Annotated in this window: 18 protein-coding genes; 14 read left to right on the plus strand and 4 right to left on the minus strand. The window is 42.6% G+C overall.

From position 1 onward, the window contains the following. Window positions 1-18: 18 nt before the first annotated feature. Window positions 19-2,565, minus strand: coding sequence for a bifunctional lysylphosphatidylglycerol flippase/synthetase MprF (mprF, locus tag IGI77_RS06690; RefSeq protein ID WP_074931775.1), 2,547 nt, complete (start codon window positions 2,563-2,565; stop codon window positions 19-21). 2 nt (window positions 2,566-2,567) lie between these two features. Continuing rightward, on the minus strand, window positions 2,568-3,293 hold the full coding sequence (locus IGI77_RS06695; protein ID WP_438769754.1) for an alpha/beta fold hydrolase: 726 nt from the start codon (window positions 3,291-3,293) through the stop codon (window positions 2,568-2,570). 266 nt (window positions 3,294-3,559) lie between these two features. Between IGI77_RS06695 and IGI77_RS06700 the strand changes: the two genes are divergently transcribed. The 3 genes from IGI77_RS06700 to IGI77_RS06710 all read left to right on the plus strand — a co-directional run bounded on the left by IGI77_RS06700 (window position 3,560) and on the right by IGI77_RS06710 (window position 5,963). Continuing rightward, window positions 3,560-4,585 (plus strand): NAD(P)/FAD-dependent oxidoreductase, encoded by a 1,026-nt coding sequence (locus tag IGI77_RS06700; RefSeq protein ID WP_005225695.1) that lies wholly within the window; start codon window positions 3,560-3,562, stop codon window positions 4,583-4,585. Window positions 4,586-4,785: 200 nt separating this feature from the next. Beyond that, window positions 4,786-5,661 (plus strand): cation diffusion facilitator family transporter, encoded by an 876-nt coding sequence (locus IGI77_RS06705; protein ID WP_005225697.1) that lies wholly within the window; start codon window positions 4,786-4,788, stop codon window positions 5,659-5,661. 131 nt (window positions 5,662-5,792) lie between these two features. Beyond that, window positions 5,793-5,963, plus strand: coding sequence for a hypothetical protein (locus IGI77_RS06710; RefSeq protein WP_438769755.1), 171 nt, complete (start codon window positions 5,793-5,795; stop codon window positions 5,961-5,963). A gap of 116 nt (window positions 5,964-6,079) precedes the next feature. Here IGI77_RS06710 and IGI77_RS06715 read toward each other — a convergent pair whose 3' ends face one another. Further along, entirely contained in the window at window positions 6,080-6,343 is a 264-nt protein-coding gene (locus IGI77_RS06715; RefSeq protein ID WP_123833853.1) for a hypothetical protein, read from the minus strand. Between the two features lie 168 nt (window positions 6,344-6,511). Between IGI77_RS06715 and IGI77_RS06720 the strand changes: the two genes are divergently transcribed. Then, entirely contained in the window at window positions 6,512-7,000 is a 489-nt protein-coding gene (locus IGI77_RS06720; RefSeq protein ID WP_086338388.1) for a GNAT family N-acetyltransferase, read from the plus strand. A gap of 30 nt (window positions 7,001-7,030) precedes the next feature. Then, window positions 7,031-7,768 carry a MurR/RpiR family transcriptional regulator gene (locus IGI77_RS06725; protein ID WP_015509457.1) on the plus strand — a complete coding sequence of 246 codons (738 nt, stop codon included), beginning with the start codon at window positions 7,031-7,033 and terminating at the stop codon, window positions 7,766-7,768. Between the two features lie 23 nt (window positions 7,769-7,791). Here IGI77_RS06725 and IGI77_RS06730 read toward each other — a convergent pair whose 3' ends face one another. Continuing rightward, complete coding sequence (locus IGI77_RS06730) at window positions 7,792-8,562, minus strand: MurR/RpiR family transcriptional regulator (RefSeq protein ID WP_016620488.1); 771 nt, start codon at window positions 8,560-8,562, stop codon at window positions 7,792-7,794. A 171-nt stretch (window positions 8,563-8,733) separates the two neighbouring features. Here IGI77_RS06730 and IGI77_RS06735 point away from each other — a divergent pair, with 171 nt between their 5' ends. The 9 genes from IGI77_RS06735 (at window position 8,734) to dagF (ending at window position 17,456) form a co-directional block, all read left to right on the plus strand. Continuing rightward, the gene (locus IGI77_RS06735) at window positions 8,734-10,125 is read left to right on the plus strand and encodes a glycoside hydrolase family 1 protein (protein ID WP_438769756.1); all 1,392 of its coding nucleotides are present in this window, start codon (window positions 8,734-8,736) and stop codon (window positions 10,123-10,125) included. A gap of 12 nt (window positions 10,126-10,137) precedes the next feature. Further along, entirely contained in the window at window positions 10,138-11,442 is a 1,305-nt protein-coding gene (locus IGI77_RS06740; protein WP_015509459.1) for a PTS sugar transporter subunit IIC, read from the plus strand. 1 nt (window position 11,443) lies between these two features. Continuing rightward, entirely contained in the window at window positions 11,444-11,689 is a 246-nt protein-coding gene (locus IGI77_RS06745) for a hypothetical protein (RefSeq protein WP_010747943.1), read from the plus strand. Between the two features lie 140 nt (window positions 11,690-11,829). After that, window positions 11,830-13,128: a PTS sugar transporter subunit IIC gene (locus IGI77_RS06750; protein ID WP_005225702.1), complete on the plus strand. Its 1,299-nt coding sequence runs from the start codon at window positions 11,830-11,832 to the stop codon at window positions 13,126-13,128. Window positions 13,129-13,197: 69 nt separating this feature from the next. Then, window positions 13,198-13,407: a hypothetical protein gene (locus tag IGI77_RS06755; RefSeq protein ID WP_232845326.1), complete on the plus strand. Its 210-nt coding sequence runs from the start codon at window positions 13,198-13,200 to the stop codon at window positions 13,405-13,407. A 1-nt stretch (window position 13,408) separates the two neighbouring features. Then, window positions 13,409-14,503: a DUF871 domain-containing protein gene (locus IGI77_RS06760; protein ID WP_034695473.1), complete on the plus strand. Its 1,095-nt coding sequence runs from the start codon at window positions 13,409-13,411 to the stop codon at window positions 14,501-14,503. A gap of 4 nt (window positions 14,504-14,507) precedes the next feature. Beyond that, window positions 14,508-15,620: an amidohydrolase/deacetylase family metallohydrolase gene (locus IGI77_RS06765; protein WP_087627287.1), complete on the plus strand. Its 1,113-nt coding sequence runs from the start codon at window positions 14,508-14,510 to the stop codon at window positions 15,618-15,620. Continuing rightward, window positions 15,604-16,710 (plus strand): DgaE family pyridoxal phosphate-dependent ammonia lyase, encoded by a 1,107-nt coding sequence (locus tag IGI77_RS06770; protein ID WP_010747946.1) that lies wholly within the window; start codon window positions 15,604-15,606, stop codon window positions 16,708-16,710. The genes IGI77_RS06765 and IGI77_RS06770 overlap by 17 nt, the downstream gene beginning before the upstream one ends. Next, complete coding sequence (gene dagF / locus IGI77_RS06775) at window positions 16,707-17,456, plus strand: 2-dehydro-3-deoxy-phosphogluconate aldolase (protein WP_010747947.1); 750 nt, start codon at window positions 16,707-16,709, stop codon at window positions 17,454-17,456. Before IGI77_RS06770 ends, dagF begins: the two co-directional genes overlap by 4 nt. The last annotated feature ends 7 nt before the right edge of the window (window positions 17,457-17,463 follow it).

Genomic DNA, 17,463 nt, shown 5'->3' on the forward strand with positions numbered 1-17,463 from the left:
CGGCGCATTTGAGCTTTTTTATTTCGTTTTGTCTGCCGCTTGATTATCGACAATCAACAGGGCAATCATGACATAACCGATCCAACTGTCCCGAGAATATAAGATGTAGCGAGGGGACCAAGAAGCGGCATATTTCTGTTTGTATTCCCGCAATCCTTCAAAGGAATAGAAGCGAGACCCGAAGGTGTAAACGAGATAGGCGATCCGCTCTTGTAAGAAACTACTGCGGAAAGTACCAACATTGGCTAATGGTGCCATACCTAAATCGAATTGTTGGTAGCCTTGTTCTTTAAAATAGTCAAACAGCTGAATAAACAAGAAATCCATCGTTCCGTTCGGGGCTTTTTCAGGATCGTGACGCATCAGATCAATGGAAGCTAAGCCTGTCTGATAAGTTGGCATAAAGGAAGCAAACGCGACGATCTCTTGTTGCTGATTACGGACGACTGCAATTGGTGCGGTACTCAGATAGGATTCTGAAAAGAATCCAAGGGAGAACCCTTTTTCTTTCCGTCCATCTAGCCAGTTGTCAGAAATTTCTTTAAGGGTGGCAAAGGTTTCGGCTGAAAAGGGTGGAGTGAGCACATCAAAGGTAAAGCCTTCTTTGGTGATCTTGTTGTTCAATGCCCGCTGTCCCTTCATTTTCTTTCCTGAGAGAGTGAAGCTAGGCAGATCCACATAGGCTTTCTCACCGAATTTGATAAAGTCATAGCCAAATTCATGCAGCAACATCACCATTTCTTCACTACTTTCATAAAAGACTGGCAAGTAATTCCACTGATCCATCTCTGTTAGAAAGGTTTCCAGTGCCTGGGGAAAGTCTGCTTGCTTCCCAGAAGGATCCCCCATGACTAAGCATTTATTATTAAAGGTCGTAAATTGAAAAAAGACCGTCGGCTCGCCGATTTCTGGATAAACGTACACTTGCTTGTCTTTTAAATAGACAAGATGGCTGTCGCTATTGCCGCCATAAGTGTTCAAAATATGCTTCACTTTATCGGTGGCGGCACTGACGCCGAGTTGGTGCTTTGGTCCCATCAAGTAGCGGGCAAACAGCAGCATCGCAACGGCGACGAATAAAATCGCAACGAAGCCTTGGAGCCATAATTTTTCAGAAGGGAAAAGCAAAAAATCCATCGAATGGTGATGCGTCGGATGCCGATTGATATGGGGCATATTGTAGACCCCGATAATGACATAGAGGATCGTCAATGAACCAATCAGCAAACCATCGATCGTGAGCCATTCCCAAGCGAAAACCAGTTGCTTTCGGAATAACTCGCTTTTTGAAAAAATCATGATCGCCAGTAATAATAGAAGAAACAGCATGGTCGAAAAGCGGAAACCCGCAAAAATAGCATAGCCGATCGTTGCTGCAATCAACAAAAGCGTCGGCACATACGCGCGACTGACACGGGCAGAGATGCCGCGACCGGCAATCAAAAAGAGATAGCCGAGAAAGATACTCGGGTACTGCATTACAAAATTCAAGCGAATCGGATTGAGGTGGGCTAACCATTTGATTTGATCAAAGGCTTCTGGGATCGTGGCGGAAAGCACCAACATCGTTCCAGTCAGATAAAGCAACAACACCTCGATTTTGTGGAATACTTCCAACAACAAGCTTTTTGGAATACCAGAAAAGCGCTGGTTGAGGGAGACACCGACATTTTTTGAGAAAAAAAGCAAACCGATCAAAAAGGGAATGATGTAATAAAACAGACGGAACAGCAAGAGCCAGGCAATGACACTTTCACGGGGAATCTGTAGTGAACCCATTCCCATGATCATCATGACATCAAAGGTTCCCAGTTCCCCGGGAATCATCGAGACGATCCCAATCACGGAAGCAGCGATGAAAAGCGGCAACAGCTGAAACACATCGACCGAGAGACCCATCAACAGACCCGTCGTAAAGAAGGCGGCAAAAACACCTAGCCATTCCAATAAGGAAGCGGCGATCAGCTGCAGACGATCGCGTCGTTGCAGCCCACCTAAGTAGGCATTTTTTTTGGAAAAACTAAGCGCATAGACGATTGGAAAATAAAGACTGCCGCCTAAAAGCCAGATCCAATACTGTTGGAGATAATCGGTCGTGGGACCGAAGAGGACGAATGCCAGCGCAGCAAGCGATAAAATCGAAAGACCAGACATCAAATAGATAAAAATCTTCGATATTGCTTGGGCAACGTCTTTGCCTTTTTTTCCTTTGCCATAAAATTCCGACCGTAACCCGATACTGATGAAACCGCCAAAGCCGATCAAATTGTTCATGGTATTGATGATCCAGCTGGTTTCTAGTAAATAACGGCGATCAGGTTTGTCCCCTAGCAAGCGATTCAAGACGATATCATATAAGACCATGGGAAAGACACACAGTAAGCCAATGACAGCCATTAAAGCCACTCGCCAAAGGGATAGCTGCGCAAACAATTGTTTTAGTTGATCAATCGAGATCGTCTTGCTTAACGAAAGCAGCTCGCCGAACACGATCACGGCGACTGCAATTAAGAAGAGGGTTTTAAACAGTGAGCGGTGGTCGCGGAGCCAAGTAAAGATTCTCATAGTTATTCACCGACCTTTTCTAAAAAAGATAAAACTTTCGTATTAAATACTTCTGGATTTTTTCGTGCAAAACTATGTCCTTGTCCTTTGACGACGATAAAATTGGACTGAGGAATACTGTTTGCAATATAAAAAGAATGGGAAAGCTTGATCGAATCACGTTTGCCGACCAAAATCAATGTCGGCACACTGAGGTGCTTCAAATCGGCTGTAGATAAACCGATTGGACGAAACAACAATCCCAAAATAGGCAGAAAGCCCCGCATGCCTTTGGAGAATGGGGAACAAAGCCAAACGATCAGATATTGCAAGACACTGCCGATTCGAGAAAAGAGCCTCACACCTCGCGGTTCCGTGTTGCCAGAGTTTAAAATCATGCAGCTGACATGCTCTGGGTAGAGATGGCAAAAGACCATCGCCAGATTGGCACCATCGCTAAATCCTAGTAAGGCGATTTTCGTTAGCTTTTCTTGCTGAATAATTGCTAAAAGATCTGTTGCCATTTTAAAAAAATCGATTTTCTTCTGCGTATTAGTGGATTCGCCATGCCCTCGACTATCGATTAAATACAGTTGATGTTTTTGACGCAAGGCGTCGACCTGCTTTGAGAAATAGGCACTGCTGCCGCCATTTCCGTGCAATAAAAAAAGAGGGCGTCCTGAACCGGTTTTCTCGTAATAGAGGACAGACCCGTCCGGTAAGGGCGCGTAACATTTTTCAACTTCCATTTTTTCACCTACTTTCTAAGAGTATACCTTGAAGTCAGGGACGATCACAAATATATCACTAGATAAAATGAGAAAAAATAACAATCTGCTCATCTTTTTTTTACCAGAAGTTCAGGAAAAGGCTTTTTTCTTTACAATGTAAAGAAAAATAATTGGTAAACATAATTAATTTGTTTTCAGAAAATTCTTTACAAATGGACGATCGTTGTCTATAATCGAACTAACTAATTGAGAATGATTTTCATTTACGAAAGAGAGGCTAGCCAATGACCACTATAGCAGATGTTCTGATTATCGGCGGAGGACCCACTGGACTCTATGCGAGTTTTTATGCTGGATTACGTGATCTATCGGTCGTATTGTTTGAAGCACAAGCCGAATTAGGCGGGAAGATCAATTTCTATCCTGAAAAAATGGTCTGGGATGTGGGTGCATTGCCGCCCACCAAGGGAAAGAAAGTCAAAGAACACTTGATTGAACAGGCCAAGTTGTTTGATCCAACGATCTATCTGAAAACGAAAATCATTTCATTGACCAAGGAAGACGACCTTTTTTATGCAGTGGATGACCAAGGGAGGACCCATGTTGGACGCACCGTTTTAGTCTGTATCGGCGGCGGTGTCGTTTCTCCGCAAAAATTGCCATGTTTCATCCATAATAATGTCGACAACTATATCCACTATCAGTTTCCTGACCAGCAAGCGATTCAAGGCAAGCATCTAGTGATCTCTGGCGGCGGTGATGCGGCAGTGGATTATGCGATCGAAGCAGTGTCTTATGGTGCAAAAGTCACCCTGTGTTACCGAGGAGAAAAATTGAAAGCCCATGAAGCACAAGTAAAGAAGATGAAAGCAGAAGGGATTCAAGTGCTGATGAATCACACCATCGATGGGGTGAATCAAGCAGAAACATTCAATATGGTTCTACGACTAAAAAACAGTGCCAACCATGAAACGATCGATTTTTTATGTGATCATCTACTGATCCAACACGGGTATGACCGTGACAGTGGCTTGTTAGATAAAGTCTCCTTTGATCTTGCACGCCATGAAGACTTTTACCTCAATTGCGAGATTCCTACAAAAACTAGCCATCCCGGTGTTTTTGCGGCGGGCGACATTCATTATTTCAAAGGCAAAGTGAATCTTTTGGCGGGAGCCTTTCAAGATGCTGCGCAAGCAGTCAACCAAATCAAACACTATTTAGAACCGACCAGTGTCCCACAGGCGATGGTTTCATCCCACAATGAGAAATTCAGTGAAAGAAATCGCCAGTTGTTGGTGAATGAGTAGCCATGCTTCTTTGTGAAAGAAAAAGTAGAAAAAGCAGGAGTCCCTTATGGGTCCTGCTTTTTTGGTGTCCTCAGAACAGAAATTCGTTTCACTAGAAGTGAATGTTTGCCGCTCCTAAAAAATAAAATCTCTCAAATAAATGATGCAAACTGTGAAAATTTCAGCTATTATTTTCAAGTTGACTATTTGGAGGGGATGACATGAATCAAACAAGATACGCAGAATTAAAACAAGCAGAAAGAGGCGCCATCTTAAGTATCGTTGCTTACATTTTGGTTTCCATCGCCAAACTTGCCATCGGTCGTTTGGCAAACTCTGAAGGACTATGGGCAGATGGGTTGAACAATGCGACGGATATCGTAGCGTCGATCGCTGTCTTGATTGGTTTGCGTTTGGCTCAAAAGCCAGCAGATGAAGACCATAAATATGGTCATTGGAAAGCAGAAAACGTGGCAAGTCTCGTAACATCCTTGATTATGCTGGCAGTCGGTCTGCAGGTCTTATGGTCTTCCATTCAAACGATTCTACTCGGAGAAACGCAAAGTCCCGATATGATCGCGGCAGTCGTCGGTATCATTTCAGCTATTTTGATGTATGGCATGTATTACTATAATAAGCGATTATCCGCTCGCGTAAAAAGCTCCGCTCTGCTAGCAGCTGCTAAAGACAACCGCAGCGATGCGTGGACGAGTATTGGAACGGCGATCGCTATTTTTGCCGCCTCATTTGGTATCGGTTGGTTGGACAGTTTGACTGCGATCGTGGTAGCTCTTTTGATTATCAAAACCGCCGTCGATATTTTTCGTGAGAGTGCCTTTTCACTTTCTGATGGGTTTGATGAATCGTTAGTCGTGGAGTATGAAGCGGCAATCGCTGGTTTTTCTGAAGTGAAATCTGTCAAATCGATTCGAGGAAGAATGTATGGCGCCAATGTTTTTCTCGATGTCGTCGTGACGATGGACAAATCTTTGACGGTTGAAAAGAGTCATAACGTAGCAGATGCTATTGAAGATCTCTTAGCTGATCGTTTTCAGGTGTTTGATACTGACATCCACATCGAGCCTGCTACCGAATAAATTTTCTGGCAAAACCTTGATAGGACAAGGATGTAAACCACCCGTTTCCTGTTTGTAAACTGAAAAGTTCTTACGGAACCTGCTTATTCATGGCAAACTAGAGGTAACAAAGGAAGAAAGTAGGGAGCCCTATGAATAATAAGCAGGTAGTAGAAAATGAATTAGTTATTTCTTTAGATAAAATGGATGAAAAAGAAATGATGGCACTTTGCCAACAATATATTGCGGCTATTGATGATAGCCAAGTCCTCTTCGCTTTACTGAAAAAAGTTCAAGCCTCTAAAGCAGCAGTAAGCAAATAAAAAACAAACCGGCATCTTATGCATTGATGTTCCCCTCAGCGAAAGCGAAAGGCGCATTGATCAACAGGAAAAGATGCCGGTTGTTTTTTGATTTGTTTGAGTCTTTTTAAAAACTTTTAAAGGACGTTTAATAGTGCGATTAACCCATAGACGAACAAAGAGGCTATTCCTAGAGGAACAATGCGTCGGAATATAATCTCTTTCAAGCGCTTGCCTGCTTGTCGTTCTTTTTCATAGTTAGGATCATGGGCATGCGCTTTAAATTGCTGAGGAGAACGAGAGAAGATCAAGCCGTTGGTCATCGATAAAACCCAGCCAATCAACGCCATGAAGAACGAAACAAAAATGATTGCCAGTAAAAGTAGTTGCAAGAGCTGCATCGTGTTGCTACCTCCTTTTCGTCACCATTTTTTCACTTCTAGTTTACCATCTTTTGAGACATTTTGGGGTCTTTGTTCCACGTGCCCTTTCTTTTTTTTCCTTATCCCTTATAATAGAGATATTTATAAACGAGTTTTTGTTTCGTGCAGCAGAAAGAAGGGGTTCTTATGGCAATCACAAAAAAAATCGTTCAATCACCTGAAGATTTCCAAACGTTGGATCGTTTGATCAAAGAAATCTGGCCAGAAGTGTTTACACCTATCATTGGGTCCGATCAAGTCGCGTATATGCTGGCTCATTACCAATCACCAGCAGCGATTCAAAACGAAGTCCAGCAAGGAGCAGTCTATCTTTTGTTATTAGAAGGAGACCGAGCAGTAGGATATACAGCGTATGAAGAAACGCAGCAACAGATTTATTTAAGTAAATTGTATCTCCATCAATCCACTAGAGGCAAAGGCTATGCCAGCCAAGTCTTTGATTGGTATGAGGAGATCGCCTCAGGCAAAACACTGCATTTAAACGTCAACAAACAAAACCAGCAGGCGATCGCTGTTTATGAGCATCGCGGCTTTACGCGTGTTTCTGAACGCACCGTTACGATTGGTTCAGGATTTGTGATGGATGATTTTATTTATGAGAAGAAGATGGTTTGAAGGCGAAGGTGCGCAGCAAGGAGAAAACTGATGGAACTCACTGCCGAGAATAAGTCATTTAGTAAGAAAGAATGGCAACTATTTCAGTACGTATTAAATCAGCAAGCAGAAGTCTGTTCGATGTCTATTCGTGAGTTGGCGGATGCAACAAAAACTAGCTCAACGACTGTTCTACGGTTTTGTCGAAAATTTGATTGCGAAGGTTTTTCAGAATTTAAAATCAAGCTGAAAAAGACGTTACAGAAACAAGGAAAGACTGACCGATTATTCAAACAAGATAAAAAAGCCCTGCACTATTTTTTTGAACGTATGGATGAATCCTTCTATCGAGAAACATTATTAACGATTGCTAAACGAATAAGCAAGACAAAACTTTTGATCTTAGCCAGTGATAGGGAATCAACACTTGCTTTGACCTATGCCCAACAAAAGTTTGCACGTTTAGATAAGATCGTGAGCGTAGAGGAAGAAGCAGCACCGATTAAATCTGTTTGGCGAACCTTAAGTAGCGAAGCCACGTTGCTGGTTTTTTCTAATAAAGGCGCCGATCCATTCCTTGAATCCTTGATTACTGAATGTACCACCGCTGGAATTTCGACTATTTCACTAACAAATCGTTCAACAACGTCAATTGCCAAACTTTCTGAGCGAAACTTTGCTTATTATTTTTCCGATAATCAAGCAGCTGATTCATTGTCCTCACAAATTCCAGCCATTTATTTGGTGGAACTTTTATTTGATTTAGTTACAGATTGTGAAGATCGCTGAATAAATGAAACTACCTGCGCCTATCAGAGAAGTTCTTCTGATAGGCGTATTCTTTTGGCAATTTTTTCAATTAAATAGATTGCTGGTAGTTGAGAAGTCAGTTCAATGGTTTTCTCTTTTTTCTGACTGGCTTTAAAAATAGTCTCTCTTTCGATGTAATAGGGCACCGTTAAGTCGGATAACTGGCTTATGGTTGAATCTTCAGTATTCGTGATGGCAATAATCTGACAATCTTTTTGATTTAACTTTTGTAAGTATCGAATCATTTCTTGTGTTTCCCCAGAAATAGACAAAACAATGATACCGGTTTTGCACAATATGTCTTCTGGAAACCAGTCGATAGGATAATTTGAGGGATCGTCAACTTTTAATGCCGTTTTTCCCAAGTCAGTAAAATAGAGTGCGCCATATTCCGCAATCGTTTCAGATAAGCCTGATCCAATAAATAGCACGAAGCTTTTGTTCTTAAGAATCTCTGTTGCTCGATCGATTCTTTCAGATAAAAAGGGCTGGTTTACTCGCTTCAAGAAATCAATTGTTTGGGATTCATCACTATCGGATATTTTAGATTTTACGAGAGAATCTAAGTAAAAGCGCAAATTGATCTTAAATTCAGTAAACGTATTACATTCAAATTTCTTGCAAAAGCGGCTAATACTAGCAGTACTGGTATGGGTCTCTTTGGCAAGTTCTTTCATCTTCATTTTAGACACTGAAGCCAAGTTTTTTGATACAAATCGGTAAACCTCGTATTCTAGTGCAGTAAGTTCAGGATTGTAGTCAAGAAAAAGCATGATGCACCTCCGTAACAAAGTGTTTTTTTTGTGGAACAAATGACAAGGGATGAATACGTCTTCTATTTTGGATTATAACATTATATTGATTTTACTTCATGCTATACTTTCGTTGTTCAAGAATGTAAGCGGATGCTTCGCTTAGTAAAAAAGGAATTGTAGGAGGGCGACATGGCGTATAATTTTTCGAAGGACTTTTTCTGGGGTGCAGCAACAAGTGCGACACAATCAGAAGGAACGATTGCTGGAGACAATAAAGGAGAAAACATTTGGGATTATGCATCAAAAAACTATAACCATCGGTTTTTTGAAGGAGTTACAACAGAACATACATCAAGGTTTTATCAGGAAATGGAAGCGGATTTGGATCGAATGGCGGCACTTTCTTTTAATTCTTTTCGGACTTCGATCTCTTGGTCACGTCTTATTCCCGAAGGTACAGGGGAAGTTAATCCAGAAGCTGTTGACTTTTATACCAGAATGCTTGATGGGTTAAATCAAAGAGGCATCAAACCGTTTATCAATCTTTATCACTTTGACATGCCAATGAAATTACAAGAAATCGGCGGATTTGAAAATCGTGAGGTCATCGAAGCGTATCGGGCGTATGCAAAAATTTGTTTTGATCTATTTCATGAGAAAGTTGCGTACTGGTTTACCTTTAATGAGCCGATGATTCCAGCAGAAGCCGGCTATTTGCATGACCGACACTATCCTTATGTAGTTGATTTTAAACGAGCGGCGCAAGTACTTCACCATATCATCCTTGCTCACTGTGAGGCAGTTAAGGTCTTTCGACAAGGAACATATCAAGGAAAAATCGGTATCATTATGGATGTGATTCCAGTTTACCCAAGAAGCCAGCATCCTGCCGACTTAAAAGCAGCGGAAATGGCAGACCTCTTCTATACTCGCTCGCTTAATGAAGCGATTTTAAAAGGTCGTTACCCGCAGGAGTTAAAGGCTATTTTAACGCGCTACAACCAAATGCCACGAGTGGAAGAACAAGATCTTGCCTTGATTGCTGAAACAACGATTGATCTGTTAGGAATCAATTATTACCGTCCACGGCGAGTGAAAGCCAAAGAATCTTTGCCTAATCCCGAGGGAGTTTTCGCACCAGAATGGTTTTACGATGATTACGAGATGCCTGGCAGAAGAATGAATACTTCAAGGGGGATTGAGATTTATCCTCATGGCTTGTATGATATCGCTAAAAAAATCCAGTTAGAATATGGGAATATTGATTGGTTTGTTTCAGAAAATGGCATCGGAATCCAGGGAGAAGAAACATTTATCGAAGGGGGGCAAGTGCAAGACAACTACCGAATTGCTTTTTTAAAAGAGCATTTAATTGAGCTTCATCAAGCAATGATGGAGGGGAGTAACTGTCTGGGGTATCACATGTGGACATTTGTGGACTGTTGGAGTTGGCAGAATGCGTTCAAAAATCGCTATGGCTTTTATCGTCTGGATTTAGAAACGGGAGAAAAAACGATGAAAAAGTCTGGTCTATGGTTTAAAGAAGTGATTCAAAAAAATGGTTTTTCAAACGAATTTTAGGAGGGTTTTATAATGAAAGTTTTAGACTCGGTTGCAATGAAGTTATTACCGATTGCCAATGCTATTGGACAGCAGCGGCACTTGCAGGCAATTCGAAATGGGTTGATTTCTATTTTGCCGCTCACGATCGTTGGCTCTTTTTTCACCATTATTTTAAATTTGCCGATTCCTGGTTATACCGAATGGGTCGCTCCTTATTTACCGGCACTTGACATTCCTTTTCGATTTACGGTGGGGTTAATGTCTCTTTATGCCTCATTTACGATTGGCTCCAACTTAGGTGCTAGTTACAAACTCGATCGAATAACAAGTGGGTTTTTATCCATGTTAGCGACGATTTTAATGGTCGTTCCGATCAATTTGGCGGAAGGCATCAGCACGACAGGAGATGCCGTACTTGCAGGAAGGTATTTACCCATCGCTTCACTTGGATCACAAGGATTATTCGGTGCGATCATTGCGGCGCTAGTTTCAGTAGAGATTTATCATTTTACAAAAGCAAAAAACTTGGAAATCAAGATGCCAGAAGGCGTACCGCCTGTTGTAGGCGAATCCTTTGCGGCACTCCTACCAACCTTGCTGGTTATCTTAGTCTTTTGGATTCCGCGCCACTTTTTCGGCTTCGATTTAAATGGATTACTGACGATCGCCATCTCTCCTTTAAAAGGTTTCTTAACAGGCAATAATTTGGTTGGCGGTATCATCACACAATTTGTTATCTGCGTTTTCTGGGTATTGGGTATTCATGGCCATGCCGTTTTAGGACCCATCATTCGTCCATTTTGGGATCAAGCAATTTTAGAAAATGCGGAATTATTCCAAAACGGTATGTCTGCCTTTGATCTACCAAATCTTTTTACCGAACAATTTTATCAATGGTATGCGCAAATGGGTGGTACTGGATCAACGCTTGCATTGGTTGTTTTGTTTATGTTCTCTCGTTCAAACTATTTAAAACAATTGGGTCGTCTTTCCATTTTACCAGGGATTTTTAATATTAATGAACCGATGATCTTTGGGACACCAATTGTGATGAATCCACTGTTGGCAATTCCGTTTATTCTTGTGCCAATCGCTAATACTATCTTAGTCTATATCGTTACCGCTTTAGATTGGATGCCTAAGATGATGGTCAAACCACCATTTTCGATTCCCGCACCTCTTGGCGCATTGATTACCTCAAATTGGAATTGGGTTGCTTGTTTGATGGTCTTCGTCTGTTTCTTCGTTTCATTAGCGATTTACTATCCATTCTTTAAAGCATTTGAGAAACTTCAAGTGGCGCAAGAGCTAGAAACAGCTAAAGAAGGTGAGTAGAATGGTTCTAGTAGTGAGTTGTTTGCTCTTGATTTTTCTGACCCATCTTCTTTTAGAAAAAAATAATGCCAAAATCACGCTGGCTTTTTGGAAACTATTACTTGTTTCCTTACTTTTCTTACTCAGTTTGTTTTTCTTGTTGATCCGCACTCCTTTGGCACCAGTTTTCATTTTGTTACTTATTATCAATTGTACCGTCATCCAAAATCGTTTTATGTATCAGTATCGACCGAAAGGACAACGATAGGACGCTTGATGGTTACTGTAGGAAATGTTATTGCGAAAAGATTATTCTATCTACTGTTTAAAAAACTATTTACGAACCCAGATCCTCTGTGCTATTATCCTTGTATAAACATTATAATGTTATAAACTAAGGAGGCAATTATGAAAGGGTTTGTAGAATTTATTGAACAGAAGTTGATGCCGATTGCAAATAAAGTGGGGATGCAACGGCACATGGTAGCGATTCGTAAGGGGATCATCGCTACGTTACCGTTAACGATCGTTGGGTCTTTCTTCACGATCTTACTGAATTTTCCCATCGAATCAGTCGCTGCGGTGATCGAACCGTATCGGGAAGTTTTGGATATTCCCTTTCGTTATACAGTCGGATTATTGGCATTGTATGCAACGTATGGGATTGCTTCATCGCTAGCAAAAAGCTACAAGCTGGATTCATTGACTGCGGGTATCTTAGCAACGATGTCCTTTCTTGTAACCGCTGCACCACCGTTGCGAGTCTTCGATTCTGTGGAAGGCATCATTGATGCAGGACGCTATATCAATGTGGCAAACTTAGGCTCAGGCTCTTTGTTTGGCGCGATTGTCACGGCGATCTTGTCCGTTGAAATCTATCGTTTCTTTATCGTAAAAAACATTACCATCAAAATGCCAGATGGTGTGCCACCAGAAGTAACGAATTCATTTATGGCGTTGATTCCTGGAGGAGCGATCCTGATTTTGTTCTGGGTGATCCGTCATATGTTAGGCTTTGATATCAATGGCTTTTTAAGTAACTTGTTGATGCCGTTAAAAGACGTGCTAGCTGGTAACAGCTTGTTTGGTGGCTTATTGACTGTCTTCTTGATCTGTTTCTTCTGGGTACTGGGGATTCATGGACCAGCCATCATGGGTCCTGTCATTCGTCCATTCTGGGATATTTCCATCGCTGAAAATATGGAAGCGTTCCAAGCATCTGGCAATGCGCATGAATTGCCTAATATTTTTACGGAACAATTTTTACAATGGTTCGTCTGGATCGGTGGAGCCGGTACGACCTTAGCGTTGGTCGTTTTGTTCTTCTTCTCCAAATCAAAATACTTGAAACAATTGGGCCGTTTATCCATCTTGCCAGGCTTATTCAATATCAATGAACCAGTGATTTTCGGTGCACCGATCGTAATGAACCCAATCTTAGGCATTCCGTTCTTGGTGGCACCATTGATTACGACAACGATTTCTTACTTCGCGACTATTACGGGTGTCGTACCGATGATGGCTGCCAGACTTGGGTTTGCCATTCCAGCACCAATCGCCGCCTGGATGAGTACGGACTGGAGTATCGCAGCAGCGATTTTAGTAATCGTCAACTTCTTTATCACACTCGCAATCTACTACCCATTCTTTAAAGTCTTTGAGAAACAGCAGATTGCCCGCGAACAAGAAGAAGAAACAGCCGCTTAAGCAAGACAAAAAAGAGTGAGGTGCAAACATGGGGATTTATGCCATTTGTTTATTTTTTGGTTGTCAAATTTGGTTAACAAAATCAGCACAAGGGAAAAAATTCAAGAAGTGCCGTTTTGGCGGATGCTTTTGTTCGGGATTCTTGGCGTTGCTGCAGCGATCCTACTGAGCCGTCAGTTTCCGTGGGGACCATTTTTGACGATAACGGCGACGATTGTTTGCAGTTCGCTTTTACTGACACGTTTTACTGCTTTTTATGAAGAAATGAGGATGAGATAAGTTGAAAAGACAACTAGGAGTATCGGTGTATCCCGATCACAGTGATTTTGAAACAGACAAAGCCTATCTGCAATTAGCCCATGATTATGGCTTTAGCCGCATTTTTATGAGTATGCTGGAAGTGAGTGACGGCAAAGAAAATGTGCAGAAAAAATTTAAAGCGTTGATTGATTTTGCCAAAGGATTAGGCTATGAAACGATTTTAGACGTGGCACCAGCCATCTTTTCGGAACTAGGCATCTCCTATGATGACTTGACCTTTTTCCATGAACTAGGTGCCGATGGGATTCGTTTAGATTTAGGCTTTGACGGCAATAAAGAAGCGATGTTGACCTACAATCCCTTTGGCTTAGCTGTTGAATTGAATATGAGCAATGATGTGGCGTATTTAGACAATATTTTGACCTATCAAGCCAACATTCCTTACTTATATGGCTGCCACAATTTCTATCCGCAAGAAGGGACTGCCTTGCCCTATGATTTCTTTGAAAAATGCAGTCGTCGTTTCAAGGAAAAAGGCATTCGAACCGCCGCATTTATCTCTTCTCAAACGGGAACGATCGGACCTTGGGATATCAATGATGGCTTACCGACCTTAGAAATGCACCGGAAAATGCCTGTAGAAACAGCTGCAAAGCATTTGTTTGCCACAGGCTTGATCGACGATGTCATTATCGGAAATGCTTATGCTTCTGAAGCAGAATTGGCAGCGCTAGGAGCGATTGATCGCTACCAGACTGCATTTGCTATTGAATTTGTGCCTGAAATCAATGAAGTTGAACGCCAAATCGCCCTGGACGAGCAGCATTACCGTCGAGGCGACATCACCGATCGGATGATCCGTTCCACAGAAGTTCGTAAAAAGTATAAGAACCATGACAATCCTGTCCATGACCACGAAGGCGTCTTTCAACGAGGGGACGTTGTGATCGGCAACGATCGTTTTGGCAAGTACAAAAACGAGCTGCAAGTCGTGCTGGAGCCTCACTCAGATCCACGAAAAAATAAAATCGGTTCGATCGTCGAACAAGAGTTAGTTCTGCTGCCCTTTATCCATCCTTGGTCGAAATTCACTTTCACAGAGAGGAAGGTGTAACGAAATGTTTGATATGATTATTCGTCAAGCCCGCACGATCGATGAAGAAGTATTTGATATTGGGATTCAAGACGGCAAAATCACTGCTCTGGCACCCACATTGCAGGAGCAGGCGAAACAAGAGCTGACCTTAGCAGAAGGGGAGTTCTTGTCAGCTGGTTGGATCGATGACCATGTCCATTGTTTCGAGGAAATGACGCTCTATTATGATTATCCAGACGAGATCGGTGTCAAACAAGGCGTCACGACCGTTATCGATGCGGGGACGACGGGCGCTGAAAATATCCATCGGTTTTATGATTTAGCCAAAGAAGCCAAAACCAATGTCTTTGCTTTAGTCAACATTTCCAAATGGGGGATCGTAGAGCAGGATGAACTTGCGGATCTGTCAAAAGTCAAAAAAGAATTGGTCAAAGAAGCACTGCAGAAGTTTCCTGACTTTATCGTCGGGATCAAAGCCCGAATGAGCAAAACGGTGATCGGCGAAAATGGCATCACGCCGTTAAAATTAGCGAAAACGATCCAAGCTGAAAATCAACCGCTGCCTTTGATGGTCCATATTGGTTCAGCACCACCGAATTTAGCAGAGATTCTCGCTGAATTGGAAACAGGCGATGTGGTAACCCATTGCTTTAACGGCAAAGCCAATGGGATTTTGGATCAGACAAACCAAACCATCAAGCCTTTCGTCTTTGCTGCCTATGAAAAAGGCTTGGTCTTCGATATTGGTCATGGGACAGACAGTTTCAATTTTGACGTGGCGGAGACAGCCTTTGCCAATCAGCTGAAGGCTTCTTCCATTAGTACAGATATCTACATTCGCAATCGTACCAATGGACCAGTCTTTGATTTAGCGACGACTATGGAAAAATTAGCGGTCGTAGGGTATGATTGGCGTGAGATCATCGAGAAGGTGACCAGTGCCCCTGCGAAGCAATTTCATTTACAGAACAAAGGCGAGATCGCATTGGGATATGATGCTGATTTTACGATTTTCCGCTTTGAAGCGGGCGAAAAGGAATTGACGGATTCTAACGGCAATCGCCGAATCACGACACAACAGATCGTGCCGCAAAAAGCGGTGATAGGAGGGGAACTTTTTGACACTGAATATTGAGGAATTAGGCTTGAAAGAAGTCATCAATGCTTCTGGCAAAATGACGATTCTAGGTGTCTCGAAAGTCAGCGAAAGTGTGCTTGCAGCCCAGCGCTACGGCGGGGAGCATTTCTTTGAAATGGCAGATCTAGCAGAAAAAACCGGAGCCTATTTAGCAGAATTGTTGAAAACGGAAGATGCACAGATCGTTTCTTCCGCTTCAGCGGGGATCGCCCAATCAGTGGCGGCACTCATCGGTCAAGGCGACAGCTATCATTTGTATCATCCATATAGTGAGAAAATCAGTAAGCGGGAGATCATCTTGCCCAAAGGCCACAACGTAGATTATGGCACACCAGTGGAAGTGATGGTGACACAAGGTGGTGGGAAGGTAGTGGAAGCAGGCTATGCCAATATGTGTACACCCGAGCACATTGAACAGATGATCACACCCGAAACGGCGGCGATCCTCTACATAAAGAGTCATCACACCGTTCAAAAAAGTATGCTGACGGTAGCAGAAACGGCCCAAGTTGCCAAGGCACACGATCTTCCATTGATCGTTGATGCGGCTGCTGAGGAAGATTTGTTTGCCTATACCCAAGCTGGTGCTGATTTAGTGATCTATTCAGGTGCCAAAGCATTTTCAGGACCGAGTGCTGGCTTAGTGATCGGCAAGCAGCCCTATGTCTCTTGGGTGCGCCTGCAATCCAAAGGGATAGGTCGAGCAATGAAAATCGGTAAAGACAATATTCTCGGATTTACCCAAGCCGTGACGGATTATCTAGCGGAGGGAACAGAATCTGGCGCTTCGATGCAAGAGCGTCTGCAACCATTTATTGCGGCAATCAATGAAATCACTGGTTTCGAAGCAAAAATCGTTCAAGACAGCGCTGGCAGAGACATTTATCGGGCGAGTGTTAAAGTGAAAGAACCAAGTGCCAAAGCAGTGATCGACGCGCTAAAAGCAGGAGAACCAGCGATTTATACCCGTGAGTACCAAGCCAATAACGGCATTATTGAATTTGATATCCGAGCAGTCAATGAACAAGAAATGGCAGTGATCACTGATCGCTTACAAGAAATTATGTTAGGAGCAACCCAAAAATGAAAACTTCACCCAATTATTTCGCTGACCGTGTCTGTCTAAATGTGTTAGCAAACTCCATCGACAATGCGAAAGCTTGTTACGAAGCAGCAGAGGGCAACATCGTCCTAGGTGTTTTATCAAAAAACTATGATAGTGACGAGGCGGCTATCGCTGACATGAAGAACTATCAAGTGGCAACAAATAATGCCCTTTCTGTAGGGCTTGGTGCTGGCGACCCCAATCAAAGTGAAATGGTCTCCCGAATTTCCGCTGTTCTTCAACCACAGCATGTTAACCAAGTGTTCACGGGAGCGGGGACCTCACGAGCTTTGCTAGGACAATCTGAAACGATCGTCAATGCCCTTGTTTCACCAACGGGAAAAGTCGGCTATGTCAATATTGCGACTGGTCCATTGAGTTCACAAACTCCATCTGCAGAAGTCCCAGTTGAAACAGCGATCGCTTTATTAAAAGACATGGGCGCTAGTTCTATAAAGTATTTTCCAATGAAAGGGTTGGCTCATAAAGCAGAATATCAAGCGGTAGCCGAGGCTTGTGCCGCGAATGATTTTTATTTGGAACCGACCGGCGGTATCGATTTAGAAAACTTTGAAGAAATCTTGCAGATCGCTGTTGATGCAGGAGTGAAAAAAATCATTCCACATATTTACAGCTCGATCATCGATGGAGAAACAGGGGACACACGCCCTGGAGATGTACAGACATTAGCAGAAATGACGAAAAAGGTGTTGGCAGCAGCCAAATAGGGGGGAT

This window comes from Enterococcus sp. DIV0213h (assembly GCF_051711285.1).
GTDB lineage: Bacteria > Bacillota > Bacilli > Lactobacillales > Enterococcaceae > Enterococcus_D > Enterococcus_D casseliflavus.